The sequence below is a fragment of the Colwellia sp. MB3u-45 genome (genome assembly GCF_014077005.1).
Classification (GTDB): Bacteria; Pseudomonadota; Gammaproteobacteria; order Enterobacterales; family Alteromonadaceae; genus Cognaticolwellia.
Map to the genome: position 1 here is coordinate 142,503 of NZ_JACGVC010000044.1, position 14,913 is coordinate 157,415.

The 14,913-nt window shown below is 40.3% G+C and carries 15 protein-coding genes; 14 read left to right on the top strand and 1 reads right to left on the bottom strand.

Annotated elements, in window-relative coordinates; genetic code table 11:
* The first annotated feature begins 111 nt into the window (after positions 1 to 111).
* Complete coding sequence (locus H4J41_RS05945; RefSeq protein ID WP_182136655.1) at positions 112 to 1,962, top strand: EAL domain-containing protein; 1,851 nt, start codon at positions 112 to 114, stop codon at positions 1,960 to 1,962.
* Here the strand turns inward: H4J41_RS05945 and H4J41_RS05950 are convergent.
* Positions 1,916 to 2,860: a 1-aminocyclopropane-1-carboxylate deaminase/D-cysteine desulfhydrase gene (locus tag H4J41_RS05950; protein ID WP_182136654.1), complete on the bottom strand. Its 945-nt coding sequence runs from the start codon at positions 2,858 to 2,860 to the stop codon at positions 1,916 to 1,918. The two genes, H4J41_RS05945 and H4J41_RS05950, sit on opposite strands and share 47 nt — an antisense overlap.
* Positions 2,861 to 2,990: 130 nt before the next feature.
* Here H4J41_RS05950 and H4J41_RS05955 point away from each other — a divergent pair, with 130 nt between their 5' ends.
* The 13 genes from H4J41_RS05955 to H4J41_RS06015 all read left to right on the top strand — a co-directional run bounded on the left by H4J41_RS05955 (position 2,991) and on the right by H4J41_RS06015 (position 14,907).
* Entirely contained in the window at positions 2,991 to 3,899 is a 909-nt protein-coding gene (locus H4J41_RS05955) for an MSHA biogenesis protein MshI (protein ID WP_182136653.1), read from the top strand.
* Positions 3,892 to 4,488, top strand: coding sequence for a PilN domain-containing protein (locus tag H4J41_RS05960; RefSeq protein ID WP_182136652.1), 597 nt, complete (start codon positions 3,892 to 3,894; stop codon positions 4,486 to 4,488). Before H4J41_RS05955 ends, H4J41_RS05960 begins: the two co-directional genes overlap by 8 nt.
* A gap of 4 nt (positions 4,489 to 4,492) precedes the next feature.
* Positions 4,493 to 5,191, top strand: coding sequence for a type II secretion system protein GspM (locus H4J41_RS05965; protein ID WP_182136651.1), 699 nt, complete (start codon positions 4,493 to 4,495; stop codon positions 5,189 to 5,191).
* A complete protein-coding gene (locus H4J41_RS05970; RefSeq protein WP_182136650.1) occupies positions 5,184 to 5,507 on the top strand; it encodes a hypothetical protein in 324 nt (107 codons plus the stop codon). Before H4J41_RS05965 ends, H4J41_RS05970 begins: the two co-directional genes overlap by 8 nt.
* Positions 5,504 to 7,204, top strand: coding sequence for a pilus (MSHA type) biogenesis protein MshL (mshL, locus tag H4J41_RS05975; protein ID WP_259364540.1), 1,701 nt, complete (start codon positions 5,504 to 5,506; stop codon positions 7,202 to 7,204). Before H4J41_RS05970 ends, mshL begins: the two co-directional genes overlap by 4 nt.
* Positions 7,205 to 7,215: 11 nt before the next feature.
* Complete coding sequence (locus tag H4J41_RS05980; RefSeq protein WP_182136649.1) at positions 7,216 to 8,124, top strand: ExeA family protein; 909 nt, start codon at positions 7,216 to 7,218, stop codon at positions 8,122 to 8,124.
* Positions 8,121 to 9,233, top strand: a complete 1,113-nt coding sequence (locus tag H4J41_RS05985) for a lipopolysaccharide assembly protein LapB (RefSeq protein ID WP_182136648.1) — start codon at positions 8,121 to 8,123, stop codon at positions 9,231 to 9,233. The genes H4J41_RS05980 and H4J41_RS05985 overlap by 4 nt, the downstream gene beginning before the upstream one ends.
* 1 nt (position 9,234) lies before the next feature.
* Positions 9,235 to 10,950: a GspE/PulE family protein gene (locus H4J41_RS05990; protein WP_182136647.1), complete on the top strand. Its 1,716-nt coding sequence runs from the start codon at positions 9,235 to 9,237 to the stop codon at positions 10,948 to 10,950.
* Positions 10,951 to 10,961: 11 nt separating this feature from the next.
* Positions 10,962 to 12,200 (top strand): type II secretion system F family protein, encoded by a 1,239-nt coding sequence (locus tag H4J41_RS05995; RefSeq protein ID WP_182136646.1) that lies wholly within the window; start codon positions 10,962 to 10,964, stop codon positions 12,198 to 12,200.
* A gap of 28 nt (positions 12,201 to 12,228) precedes the next feature.
* Positions 12,229 to 12,735: a hypothetical protein gene (locus tag H4J41_RS06000; protein WP_182136645.1), complete on the top strand. Its 507-nt coding sequence runs from the start codon at positions 12,229 to 12,231 to the stop codon at positions 12,733 to 12,735.
* A 257-nt stretch (positions 12,736 to 12,992) separates the two neighbouring features.
* On the top strand, positions 12,993 to 13,610 hold the full coding sequence (locus H4J41_RS17725) for a prepilin-type N-terminal cleavage/methylation domain-containing protein (protein ID WP_182136644.1): 618 nt from the start codon (positions 12,993 to 12,995) through the stop codon (positions 13,608 to 13,610).
* 66 nt (positions 13,611 to 13,676) lie between these two features.
* Entirely contained in the window at positions 13,677 to 14,183 is a 507-nt protein-coding gene (locus H4J41_RS17730) for a prepilin-type N-terminal cleavage/methylation domain-containing protein (RefSeq protein WP_182136643.1), read from the top strand.
* A 262-nt stretch (positions 14,184 to 14,445) separates the two neighbouring features.
* Complete coding sequence (locus H4J41_RS06015) at positions 14,446 to 14,907, top strand: type II secretion system protein (RefSeq protein ID WP_182136642.1); 462 nt, start codon at positions 14,446 to 14,448, stop codon at positions 14,905 to 14,907.
* Positions 14,908 to 14,913 lie beyond the last annotated feature (6 nt).

Here is a 14,913-nt window from a genome sequence, read left to right on the forward strand (position 1 = left end):
TAAATTTTATCTCAGGTATTTACTCATTTTTACATAAAAGTAGATCACTTAATTAATCAAACTGATATTAAATGGCTCTTAAAAAAAGATTTATTTAGCAATGGAGTGCTCATGTTGGCAAAGGCTAAACTAATAGAACAACTGCAGATAAAACCTCTGTTTATGATCATGGCAGTATTTTATTTAATGGTTTGTGTTTTTTCGGTGCTAGCGGTTTACCAAGCGCAGAATAGCCAACACCATAGCCTAGAAACATTAGCGCTCAATAACCAGCAATTAGAAGATCTTGCCAGTAAAAGCGCTTTATTACACAGAAATTTTTCTCGATTAACACTAAAAAAAGAAAGCAGTTCTCGTCAGTTGGCTATTACTAACAGCCGCTGGTATCTAAGTTTTCAACAGCCCATTTATGTAGTCTTTACCTCGCCATTACACCTTTTTTTCACCCTGGTATTATTTGTCATGGGCTGGCTACTGCAAAAAAAACTACAGCGAGAGTTAGTCATCAAGCTTAAACCTTTACAACAATTGGAACGTTGGGCCAGTCTCACTCTAATGCAGGGCTCGGCTAATGCACTTGCTATTGATAACTCATCACAAGAGATGGAAGCTATTACCTTGGCCATTCGTCAATTACAGCAACAAATAAATGACAATGCCGCTAATGATATTGCTTGGGATAAAAGTATTCGAGCTAGCGCTTTACTGGATCAAGAAACCCGTATTGGTAACCGAGCATTTTTCGATAATAGATTACAAGCCTTGCTTAAAGAGGAAGATGCCCAAGGGGCTGTGCTTTTGATCCAATTTAAAGAAATAGACTTGGTACAAAACTTATACGGTTATCAGCAAGCCATGTCGCTTTTATTAACCCTTATTCAAGTCACTAAGCAAAGATTACAAGACCAGCCTGGCTATTTTCTTGCGCGGCACAGCGATGATGAGTTATCGGTGTTATTACCCAATGTTTTCATTCAGGATGTTGAGAAATTCGCGGATCTATTATTGAAAAAATTAGAAACTGTAGTGATGCCGGTCGGGATCAATCAAGAAGAGTTTGTTCACATCGGCATCAGTTATTTTGGTGCTGAGCAAGTACCCTATCAAATAATGTCAGAAGCCGATATGGCGTTACGTGCGGCGCAGTTACAAGGGCCCTCTCAATGGTTTATGTTTGAAGCGGGTGAGTTGACTGTAGTCAAAGCAAAAGGGTCATTAAAATGGCGCACCTTGCTCAATGCAGCGATAAACGGCAATGGATTTGTCATCTTTTTTCAGCCTGTTATTGCCAGTGATAGTACTAAAGTTTTGCATCATGAAGTGCTATCAAAAGTTAAAGATAAAAATGGCGCTTTGATCAGTGCCCGTGTTTTCTTTCCCATGGCACAAAAATGTGGACTTATGGTGCAAATAGATTTACTCATTCTTGTACAAGTTTGTCGTATGTTAACGGCCAAAAAAGCCCAACAAAATAAGTGTAGTATTAATGTTTCAATAGACTCGCTGTTATCACCTGGGTTTGCGGAGAAGTTTCTCTCAATATTGTGCAGCTTCCCTGAAGTCAAAGACAGGTTAATGATTGAAATTAGCGAATATCAGTTAGTAAATCACTTGTCAAAATTACAACCCACGTTAGCCGCGTTAAGCACTGCAGGGGTGAAAATAATCGCTGACAAAGTGGGGCAATATGTTGTCAGTGCCCACTATATTAATATCTATCCTATCTATGCGATGAAATTACACCGTAGTATTGTAATCGACATAGATAAAAAAATAGAAAACCAAGTATTTATTCAAAGTTTGAGAACCCTAACCGTAGCAAAAAACATTTCGGTTTACGCCTTAGGGGTTGAAAAACAAGCTGAATGGCGTGCTTTACTGCAACTGGGTATAAAAGGTGGTCAAGGTCACTTTTTTACTGAACCGGTGGCACAGGCAGCGCAGGCCATTGCGCTGGATTAAGCAAACCTCGCTCAAACATACCAGCGAGACCTTGCAAGCCACCTGTATGCAGCAGCACAATACGATGATACGCGGGGAAATAACCAGATTTGATAAGTTCCAATAGTGCTAAAATCATTTTTCCTGAATAAACCGGCTCAAAATCAATACCGACTATGTCACTAAAATGACGTATTTCTTCTGCATCTTGCGCACTAAACTTAGCGTAACCACCCCGATGAAATTGATGCGCTATTCGCCAGTTTTGCTGATCGTTATCGCTGGGCGGTAATAGCGCCTTTACTTCATCTTCAAGATAACCTTGTTGTTTTAGTACCGCGATGCCTAATAGATTATGTTGTGATTGGTCGCCAATAATAAGCCCTGCCAGGGTACCACCACTGCCGACCGGGGTTATCATAGTATCAAATTCACTTTGTAGTTTTAGCTCATTCATCACTTCAGCAATACCCGTTAACGCGAGCGCATTACTACCACCTTCAGGGATAATAAAGTGGTTAGGGTATTGCTGCTGCAACTCTTGTAAGTAACTGTCTTCAGAGCGCAGCCGATAGGTTTTTCGATCAACAAAAGACAACTGCATGCCCCAATGCTTAGCCCAGGCTAGCGTATAATTGTCTTGATTGTGCTCTTCGCCACGAATAATGCCAATAACAGGCAATTGCTGCTGTTGGCAAGCGAACGCACAAGCATGAATATGATTTGAAAAACAACCGCCAAAAGTTATAACACCTTGAGCACCAATAGATTTTGCGTAGCGTAAGTTGTATTTAAGTTTGCGCCATTTATTACCAGAAATAATTTGATGAATGTGATCATCACGCTTAACCTGTACGGTTATTTTATGCTGAGTAAAAATTGGATGAGTAATAGGTTGTAAAGGTGATAAAGTAGGCATAAATTTTGCATCTTATTTTTTAACTTATATTGTAGTTTAAGGCATGAAACAATGAAAACACTTGCACCGAGAATAGAATCAGCGATAATAGTTTTATGATCAAAGCTAAACAAAATAATAATATCGCTTAATGTCAATTATTACACGTATAAAAAATGCTTTCTCAAAAGTAAAATCCACTGACTTGATTGGTGTAGCTTTGCGACAGCAATCGATTAGTTATTTCGTTAGAAAGACTGATGAAAGTAAAGGTAAAGTTTTTGAAAATAAAGGCGATGCAATTGCAAAAGCACTAAAGGCTTTGGTAAGTGTTGAACCCTTGTCAGGACAATGTCACTTAGTGTTGGCACACGCTCATTCGCAAATTGTACAAGTAGATAAGCCTAATGTGCCAGCGGCCGAAATAAAGGCTGCTTTGAAATGGCAAATAAAAGACTTGGTTAGCATAGCACCTGAAAATATGATGTTGGATTACTTCGATGGCCCAACGTTGGCCGGGGGACATGAAAAAATTAATGTGGTTTGCGTCGCTAAAAATGATCTGATGGAGCTAGTCTCCATATTCAACGATGCACAACTCAACATAAATAGCATAACCACTGAAGAGTTTGCCTTTGCAAGCTTACTGCCGATGCAACAAGATGCCGTATTGTTTGTTTGCCAGCAGCCTAATGAAGAAATAAACCTTTTAATTGTTAAAAACGGCCAACTATTTTTCAGTCGACGCTTGCGTGGTTTTGCACACATTGCTAATAAAAGTGAAGATGAATTAACTATGGGTATTATCGACTCTCTGAGTTTAGAGATTCAGCGTTCTACTGATTATTTTGAGCGCCAATTAAAACAAGCGCCCATCAAAACTATTGAAATTTTGCTACCTTTGGAACAAGAAGCATTTTTAGCCCGTAAGTTGGCGGAAAACACCAATGTAGAGGTTAAATTGTTTGCTATGCCAGAGACATTAGAGAGCCTTCGAGGCAGCGCCGTCGCTATCGGCGCAACACAGTTAAATTTTATGGAGCCAAATCAAGATGGCTAAACATTCAATAAACTTATTGCAGGCTGAACTGCAAACAGTGAAAGCGTTATGGACACTGAACCGTGTTGTGGCACTATGGGGAACGACTCTAGTTGTTATGCTCGGGTTGATTTTTATTGTTCAACTGCAAGTGGGTCACTTAACTACAGAATTTGCAACAGCAAAATCTGTCAATAGTCAGCAAAAATTACAGTTAAAAAATTTAAAATCGGCCATTAGCAATAATCGTCAAGACACTGAGTTACTCGCGCAACTCAATACCATTAAGCTAGTCATTGCAAATAAACAGCATTTACACCAACAATTAACCGATCCAACAAAAACCTATAGTGCCGGTTTCTCTAAGGCGATGGAAGAACTAGCAGCGTTGCACGATAATGATATTAGCTTACAAAAAGTTAATATTGGTCATGGTAATATGACGTTTTCAGGCCTTGCACGTACCCCTGACGCCGTACCTAATTGGTTGTCTGGCTTTGAATCATCAACTTTTCTGTCAGGTCAGCGATTTATTAATTTTTCTTTAACGGAAAATGAACAAAAATTAACTGAGTTTGTGGTTAGCTCTGCACAAAGTGAAGGAGAGTAGCACAATGGCACAGTGGTTAGCTTACAGTGAGAAATTCAGCAATACCACACCACGTGAGCAATATTTAATTATTGCTAGCGGTTTAGTGGCAATAATTTTCATCTTGTATAGTTTGTTTTTGGAGGCACCAATTCAGCGTGTTGAGCAGCTTAATAAACAAGTTGTACAAACTGAGCAAAGCAATAAAAACAATCAGGATTCGATCCAAGTATTAGAGCAAGCATTAAGTGAAGACCCTAATGTTGCTTTGCGAAAACAGTTAGTACAATATCAAGCTAAACTTGGTGGTATTGACGAGGGCTTGCTCGCGTTAACCTCTGATTTAATTGATCCTATTCAAATGCGTTATGCCTTGATCAAACTATTAAAGTTACAAAAAGGCGTGAAATTACTTTCATTTAAAGTGCTTCCTGCCAGTGCGGTAACACAAAGCAAAACTAACTCTTCAACTGATAAAATAGCAACCGCGACCGTCGGTGACATCAAGGCACAGACCCAGCAATTGCAGTTATATCGTCATGGCATTAACATTAAGCTGCAAGGGCAATATTTTCAGTTAAAAGATTATTTAACCCAATTAGAGAGTTTATCTTGGACATTTTTTTGGCAAGAATTTGACTATCAACTAAAAGAGTATCCAGTAAGTGAGCTAGAAATTGAAATTTATAGCTTAAGTACAGCACAGGAGTTTATTGGTGTATAAAATTATACTCGTTGCATTACTGCTATTTTTGCCTCAATACGCAAATAGTCAACAGGTTGATCCCACTAAGCCTTTTGGTGCAGTAGCCTCAGTATCAACGAATAGTAGTGAAAAGAGCACAAGGTTAGTTTTGCAGTCAGTTATCAAAAGTAACAACAACAAAAAAGCGATTATTAACGGTCAAGTACTTAATGTTGGTGATAAATATAAAGGCTTTGCATTGATTGCAATCAATGCCAATGGGGTGGTATTAGATTCACCACAAGGTAGAATGGAATTATCAATATTTTCCAGTGTTATAGCGAACTCACAATGAAAAAAGCATATAAAAATAAAAAGCAGCCAATGAAATTGTTATGTTGTTCAGCAATACTGGTATTGGTGGGTTGTCAGTCAGCGCCCAAACCGCCAACTGATGTAACACAAGCATTAGACAAAGCGATTGCTCAAGCCAATCAGCCGGCAGCGCCTAAACCCCTGCAAGCTTTACCCAACTCTGTTCGTCAAGAGCTTATGCAAAAAGAAATTCAACAAGCCCGTCATGGCTTATTAGCAGAAAAACGTCTAGAAATTGCCGCCAGTGGCGTTGCCGCTGAGCAGTTTTTAGCCGCTATTGTTGATGATTCACCTTACAGTATTGCGGTTCATCCTGACGTTACTGGCACCATCACCCTAAATTTAAAAAATGTTACCTTAGATGAAACTCTTGACGTAATTGAGTCACTCTATGGCTATGATATTCGCCGTGAAGGCCGCGTTATTCAAGTGTATCCGGCAGGTATTCGCACTGAAACTATTCCATTAGACTACTTGTATGTTAAACGCAGCGGTATCTCTAGTACTAGCGTCAACTCGGGTGGCGTTTCTGGTAATGATTCCAGTAGTGGTAATTCAAGTGGGGGCAGTAGTAATAATGGTAATAGCGGCAACAGCGGTGGCAATAACGGTAGTAATAGCAGTAATCAAAGCGGTAGTACGAGTAGTGGTGTAAATATTTATACTGAAAATGAATCTGATTTTTGGTCTGAATTACAAGTAACATTAAGCGCGTTGGTTGGCAGTGAAGATGGTCGCTCTGTGATTGTATCTCCCCAAGCCGGCCTGATTACCATTAAAGCCATGCCTGCTGAGATAACCGCAGTTAAACGCTTTATTGAAAGTACCGAAGAGCATTTACGCCGTCAGGTAATTATTGAAGCGAAAATAATGGAAGTTACCTTAAATGACGATTATCAACAAGGCGTAAAGTGGGATCAAGTGCTAGGGCATATTGAAAGCACTAACATTAATTTTTCAACAACAGGCAATATTGCAAATAATGCTATTGCTTCGGCCATTGGTGGCGTAACAAACTTAAGCTTCCTCAATAAAGACTTTAGTGGCGTGATTGAATTATTATCAACACAAGGTAATGTGCAGGTCCTTTCTAGTCCGAGAATTACCGCCACTAACAATCAAAAAGCTATCATCAAAGTCGGTGAAGACGAGTATTTTGTTACTGATGTTTCCAGCACCACCACCACAGGTACTTCAACCACAACGACACCTGAAATTGATTTAACGCCTTTCTTTTCAGGTATTGCTCTTGATGTAACGCCGCAAATTGATGCTGATGGTGAAGTTATTCTTCATGTTCATCCATCGGTCACCATCACGGATGAGCAAACAAAAACTATCCGTTTAAGTGATCAAGATATTATCTTGCCTTTGGCACAAAGCAGTGTGCGTGAATCCGATACCATTATTCGCGCTAAATCAGGTGAAATTGTTGTCATTGGTGGTCTGATTGAAACCCGTAAAGTTGACTTGGAGTCTAAAACACCTTTCTTTGGTGATATTCCCATTGTCGGCGCATTATTTAAGAGCAAAAGTGAATCGGTGCAAAAGAAAGAGTTGGTTATTTTACTTAAACCGATTGTTATTGGCCAAGACACTTGGAAGAATCAATTACAAGATGCACGAGCTTTATTAAAACAGTGGTTCCCTGAAGATGCAGACGCAGCTAGCAATTAAGTTATAACCCTATGTATTTTAATCATTTTGGTTTAAGGGAATTACCCTTTACCCTGACCCCAAACACTAATTTTTATTTAGGCTTGGAATCTCACAACGAGGCACTAGCTGTGCTGTTTACCGCGCTAAAAACCGGTGAAGGTTTTATTAAAGTAGTTGGTGAAGTGGGTACAGGTAAAACCTTAATATGCCGCAAATTGTTAAATGAAATACCAGATAATTTTGTTACTGCTTATATTCCCAATCCCTATTTAGAGCCTGATGAGTTACGCCGTGCGGTAGCGGTTGAGTTAGGTATTCAACAGGCACAAAGTATGTCGGTGCAGCTGTTAACTCAACGTATTCAGCAACGACTATTAGAGCTAAACAGTCAAGGTAATTCAGTGGTACTGATTCTCGATGAAGCGCAAGCGCTACCAGGTGAGAGTCTTGAGGCATTGCGCTTATTTACCAATATTGAAACCGAAACCCGCAAATTATTACAAGTGGTTTTATTTGCTCAGCCAGAGTTAGATGAAAGGTTGGCTGAAAAGGCCTTTCGGCAATTAAAACAACGTATTACATTTTCTTATCAATTGCGCCCGCTGAATACATTTGAGGTCGAACATTATATTCAACATCGATTACAAGTGGCGGGCCATAACGGCGCCCCTTTATTTAATCGGGCTTTGGCAAAAAAAGTGGCTAAGGTCAGTGGTGGTATTCCAAGGCTGGTTAACATTATTTGCCATAAAATGCTGATGCTTGCTTATGGCGAAGGTCGTTATCAACTCACCAATAAACATTTAAGCCGAGCGATAGAAGATACTGAAGGTATGCAAGACAAGACACCAGGAAAATATTATCTCATTAGCTTATTAATTGTGACCGTTTTGGCTGGCTTATACTTTTCGTGGGATATTTTGGGGACCTTGTTATGAGTGTCATTAACCAAATGTTAAAAGATTTAGATAAGCGTCAAAACGAGCAGCAAAGTGCGGCTAATCTAGCTGTTTCTGGGCCAACAAAAAACTCAAATAGTAAGCTGATTCTCGTCATAGTTACTGCGATTATTATGTTGAATGTGGCGGGCATATTTGGCTGGCAACTTTACAGTGAAAACCAGCAATTAAGAATGCAAGTACAGCAAGAAACCATGAGGCTGGCGACAGAACAAAATTTAGCCGCAACCAAAAAGCATAAAATATCGGCTACACAGCTAGCAGAAGCAAAAGCGCCAACGGCTATGGTTGCATCAAAATTGCCCAGCCCAAGCCCTAAAGATAACCGTGCCTTGGCGAGTAATCTCCAGCAAAAAGTTGAAAATAAAGCCATCAGCATAGCCACGAAAATGACAGAAAAAAATATCGTGCCTGTAAAGCCCTCGCCGCTTCAAACCGCCGATAATAGTATTGAACCTGAACCGGTTAATGCAACGCTGCAAGCTAAGTCAAGTTTAACTATTTCTCGCACACAATTATCACCACAAGCCTTGGCAGCTAATAAAATTTCTGAAGCTGAGCAAGCCATGGAACGCAATAATCTGGCTAAAGCTGAAGCGTTATTTGAAGAAGTGCTGCTCGTTATGCCTGAGCATGAAACCGCACGTAAACAGTTAGCGGCCTTATGGTACGGCAAAAAGTCTTATCGAGATGCGATCAACCTGTTGTCGCAAGGTATTGCACTAGCACCACAAGCACAAGAAATGCGTTTAATGAGTGCTCGCATTTACTACGAACAAGGTCAGGCACGGGAAGCATACAATATATTACGGCCAATAAAAGCTAGTAATAGTGCCGAGATACAAACACTAATAGCTAACACTTCGGCAGAACTGAATGAGCATAACAGTGCTATTGCCGCTTACCGAAAATTAATAACACTAGAGCCTGATGTAGGTCGATGGTGGTTAGGCGTTGCAGTTTCATTGGATAGTATGGGCAATTTTGTGCCCGCAAGAGACGCTTATAAGCAAGCAATAGCACGCAATAATTTATCTAGCAGTGCGATGAAATTTGCTCGAGAACGCCTGATAGAGTTAGGAGAATAATATGGCAGCACCTAAATTAAAAATGCGTTTGGGCGATTTACTTGTTTACGAAAACATCATCAGTAATGAGCAACTGATGGAGGCGTTAAGCAGCCAAAAAACCAGTGGCCGAAAGCTCGGTGGTGCTTTAATTGAGCTAGGCCATATTAACGAACGACAACTACTCGAGTTTTTTGCCCAACAACTCGATGTGCCTTTTTTAGATATAAGCCAACGTAGAATTCCAGCTGAAGTGGCCATATTGTTACCTGAGGTGCACGCACGGCGTCTACGCGCCATTATAATTGAAGACCAAGGTGACTCTGTGCTAATTGGCATGAGCGATCCGGCTGATTTAAGTGCCCTTGACCAACTAGAGCAAATGTTAGCACCAAAGCGTTTAAAACTTGCGGTGGTGATGGAGTCACAACTCTTCAATGCCTTTGACGGCTTGTATCGACGCACCGCAGACATAGAGTCGTTCGCGAGTCAATTAGAGGAAGAATATGATCAAAGTAGTAACTTTGATATGTCAAACAATTTCCTCGAAGAAGGCGGTGATGCAACCGTTGGCAAGTTATTGCAGTCAGTGTTTGAAGATGCGGTGCAAATGCGCGCCTCTGATATTCATATTGAACCAGATGAAAACGCTCTGCGTATTCGCCAGCGTATTGATGGCGTGCTGCAAGAAAATATCTTAAAAGAAAATAAAATTGCCTCTGCGATGGTTTTACGCTTAAAACTCATGGCCGGCTTAGACATCTCAGAAAAGCGTTTACCTCAAGATGGTCGTTTTAATTTAAAAATTAATGGCCATAATATCGATGTGCGTATGTCTACCATGCCAGTGCAATATGGTGAGTCTGTTGTTATGCGTTTACTTGATCAGTCAGCGGGTTTACTGTCGCTTGATGAAACCGGTATGCCAGAAGACTTTGTTAAACGTATTCGTCATCAAATTTCACGACCACACGGCATGGTGCTAGTTACTGGCCCAACCGGTAGTGGTAAAACCACCACCTTGTATGCGGCATTAAGTGAACTTAATAAAGCCAGTAAAAAAATTATCACAGCAGAAGACCCGGTAGAATATCGCTTACCGCGGGTTAATCAGGTACAAATTAACAGTAAAATTAACCTGACCTTTTCCAGTGTATTACGTACCGCCTTACGACAAGATCCTGACATTCTAATGGTGGGTGAGATGCGCGATCAAGAAACGGTAGAAATTGGTTTACGAGGCGCATTAACAGGTCACTTAGTGTTATCAACACTACATACCAATGATGCCATCACCAGTGCTTTACGTCTTTTAGATATGGGTGCGGCAGGATTTTTAGTCGGCAGTTCGCTGCGCGCCATTATCGCTCAGCGCTTAGTACGTAAAGTGTGTGAAAGTTGCCGTCAAGCTTATCAACCCGAACAACAAGAAATTATGTGGCTGTCTCATCTGGTTGACGATGATATTAATGCCCTTAAATTTAGTCATGGTCGAGGTTGTCAAACTTGTCAATACACAGGATATAAAGGCCGTATTGGTGTTTTTGAGTTATTAGAAATGAATGAACCCATGATGGCGGCTTTAAAGCGTGATGACACCGAAGCTTTCACCCAAGCCGCTAAACAACATCCAGGGTTTAGGCCTTTAGCATTAGCTGCATTCGACTACGCTAAACTGGGTGTCACCAGTGTTGAAGAAGTACTGCGTTTAGTAGAAACCGTTGATGTCACAGGATAAGTCATAATATTATGCCCGCATTTAATTATATTGGCCGAGATGCTAACGGTAGCCAAGTCAAAGGGGTTATTGAAGCAGCAAACTCTGCTCTGGCGGCAGAGCAATTGTCTCGCAAACGTATTATTCCCATATCAATAGAAACGGCAAAACAAGCTAATACAGCCGTTGCTAGTAAAGATATTGATATCGAGGATTTATTAGGGCTTAATCAAGTTACCCTTGATGACGTGATTGTTTTTTGTCGACAAATGTATGCCTTGGTCAGATCAGGTGTGCCTATTTTAAGAGCCATTAAAGGGATGGCTGAATCGAGTACCTCAGTAAAATTAAAGTCAGCGTTACTTGATATTTCAGCACAATTAGAAGGCGGCTTTCCCCTGTCGACTAGCTTGCACAAACACCCAAAAATATTTAATCCTTTATTTGTCTCATTAATCCATGTGGGCGAAAATACCGGTAATCTCGACGAAGCCTTTTTAAAGCTTGCCGGCTATTTTGAGCGCGAGCAAGAAACCCGAAAACGTATTAAAACCGCCTTACGTTATCCCAGCTTTGTGTTAATTGCCTTAGTGGCTGCGTTAGTTATTTTAAATATTTTCGTTATCCCCACGTTTGCCAATATGTTCGCCAAACTAGGCGCTGATTTACCTTGGGCAACAAAAATGCTCATTGGTAGCTCAAGCTTTTTTCTCAATTATTGGCCACATATGCTAATAGCCAGTATTGTCGGCATTTTTTCACTGAAACGTTATTTAGCCACACCAGATGGCATGTATGTCTGGGATAAACGCAAATTAAAATTGCCGATTGTTGGCAGCGTTATTGAACGCTCAATTTTGTCACGCTTTGCCCACAGTTTTTCTATTATATTGCGTGCGGGTGTACCCATGACCACCGGCTTAACCTTAGTGGCTGACGCAGTTGACAATACTTATATGCGCGATAAGATTTTGGCGATGCGCAGCAGTATTGAAAGTGGCGAAAGTTTGTTACGTTCATCGGCAACCAGTGGCTTATTTACCCCGTTGGTACTGCAAATGATTGCCGTTGGTGAGGAAACAGGCCGAGTTGATGAGTTATTAGCTGAAGTGGGTGATTACTACGAGCGCGAGGTAGATTACGAGCTAAGTACCTTAACCGCACGTATTGAACCTATTCTCATCGCCATAGTTGCCGCCATGGTGTTAGTATTAGCCTTAGGTATATTTAGCCCAATGTGGAATATGATGTCAGCCTTTCAAGGCAAGTAAGTTTATTTGTTATTAGGAGGCAAAGATCATGACATCATTACAAGTGGCTAATAAAAGTGAAAAGTCATTAACCGAAATTTTAGTGGTGGTGGTGCTCGTCGGGTCATTAATGGCGAGTTTTATTTTTTACTTTTTTAAACAGCAAGGGCAAATAAGCCAAGCCGGATTTTCATCAATAGCGCAAGTTTTCGCCGCGCGAGTCAATGGTATTCGTGGTCAATGGTTTATGGATTTAAAACCGCGTTTTGTTCGCCTTGCCAGTAACCAAATTCAACCTGATGGCGGTCTTTTGATGCAAGTGCCAGTGAATAAATGGGGTTGGGTCGATACCCATGATCAAGCTTTGTTGTGTCAAATAATTTGGCACTATGTGATGGAAGCACCTTTGTTGTATATGAAAGATCCTATTAGTGCTGTTTTGGTTGAGCAGCAAAAGCAAGTGCTGCCATATTGCCAATATAGTCTACCCAGTGGTGAGTATTTCACTTATCAGCGCCATAACGGCAAAGTGAGTGAAATTAAATTAACATATTAAGTTGGCATATTAAATGCAATGTATTACCTGTTAAGTAGCAGGTTTTGTAGCCTTTAGTAAGCATTTAATAAGCATTTAACACGTAATGTGAATAAGTAAGTTACATTGTTGACATTTAGTTGTTAAAATGGCAACAAAGAATGGCAGTAAAGTTAGTTGTCAAAATGGCATTAGCGCTAGTTGTTAAAATAACATTACAATCGTTAAGATAATCAAGTCAATATTATTTATGATTGAGAAAACGTCAAGAGGTGGTTATGAATAAGCAGTCAGGTTTTACCCTTATAGAACTAGTTATTGTGGTGGTGATCTTAGGCTTTTTGGCGGTTACCGCAATTCCTAAGTTCCTCGACTTAACTGATCAAGCTAAGCAAGCCAATATTGAAGGCATGGCCGGCGGTTTCGCCACCGCTGTTTCATTGGTGCGTGCTCAATGGGAGGCTGAAGGTCGTCCAAAAGATGCCACCAGCCAAAATATGGTGGATTATGACGGCACAGATTTAATATTGACTACAGAAACAGATGATATTCGTCCTGGTTATGTGGTGTCTTCAGTTGCGGGTCAAAATAATGGCGCAGCATTAGACGGTAACTTTACCAAGGCAAACTGCGTGGATATATGGCAAAGTATTTTTCAACAGCCACCGCGTTTAACTGACACCATTGCCACATTAAACAGTGACAACACCCTAGATTACCTAGCTGATAAGTCGGGTTCGGGAGCAACAACCTTATGCCATTTTTATTTGAAAGAAACCTTAAATAAAGATGGCAACAATGACTTCACTGATCCCGGTGCTTTAACCAGTACGGGCAACAGTTTTACTTACCAACCAGCTGATAGTTCGGTGGTTGTTTATATCAACAATAATTAATTAATGGTAATTAATTAACACTAAATAATTAATTACAATTATTTATCAACAATAAAGGTTTATGTTATGAAGCAGTTAACAAATAATAGTTTTAGCAAGCAAAAAGGTTTTACCCTAATTGAATTAGTGGTCGTTATTGTTATTTTAGGTATTTTAGCGGCAACAGCTGCGCCTAAGTTTATCGATTTAACCGGTGATGCGCGATTATCTGTCATGAAAGGTGTGCAAGGCAGTATCTACAGTGCGGTAAATTTAGCTCACGCTAAAGCTTTGGTTGCTGGTCAAACGGGCAACGACGGTGTGATTGAAATTGGTAGCAAATTTTACGCATTAGAGCATGGTTATCCTGTGGCTAAAGCTCTAGGCAATGGTTCGACAAACACATTAGGCTTAGGAATTGAAGACCTTATAGAGCTTGAAGATGCTTCTGATATTTTGTTTACTGATGCATCTCCTACGGTCATTACTCATTCTGGCGCAACAGCTGATGCAACTTGCCAATTAACTTATACAAACGCGGTAGATTCGGAAACGCCACCAGTATTAACGGCGACTGCTCTTACAGCATGTTAAACTCATAGATTTGTTAAAAGGAGAGCTAAGCTCTCCTTTTTTTTACCTGAATTTAATGAAAAGGCTTGGAATATTAAAGGCAAGTACGCTAATTAATGTTAACTTTCAGCGTGGTTTGAAATAAATATGGTTATTTATTTCAAACACTAATTAGATTAAGCTGATTAATAGCCAACTATTTATCGCTAAAGCTTTAATGGTGTTAGTACTGTCAGCTAATAACAGCTTGATTTATTTAATTAAAGTAGTAAAGGTAGTTAATATGAATTCCAAAGGCTTTACCTTAATCGAGTTGGTTGTCGTCATTGTTATTCTTGGCATTTTGGCCGCCACCGCCGCGCCTAAATTTATTAATTTAAACGCGGATGCGCAAACGGCAACATTACAAGGTGTTAAGGCGACAATGCAGGGTGCTGCGGCTAAGGTCTATAGTAAGTCGTTAGTTAAAGGTAATCAAAAGCTTGGTACTGGGGCGGTTAATATCGAAGAGGGTGGTGAGCTAGCTATTACTTTTGGTTATCCGTTAGCCAATAAAGTCGACTGGCAACGATTGCTTAGTCTTGATGTCGCCGATTTCAACTATGATGAATTGGGAGATGTTATCGCTATCTATCGCAGTGACGTTACGTCGCCCACGAGCATAACGGACCCTTGTATGGTTTATTATGTTAAGCCGGCTAGTGCAGGCAGTAAACCTTCTTTTATATTAAACGACTGTATTTAGTGCCTT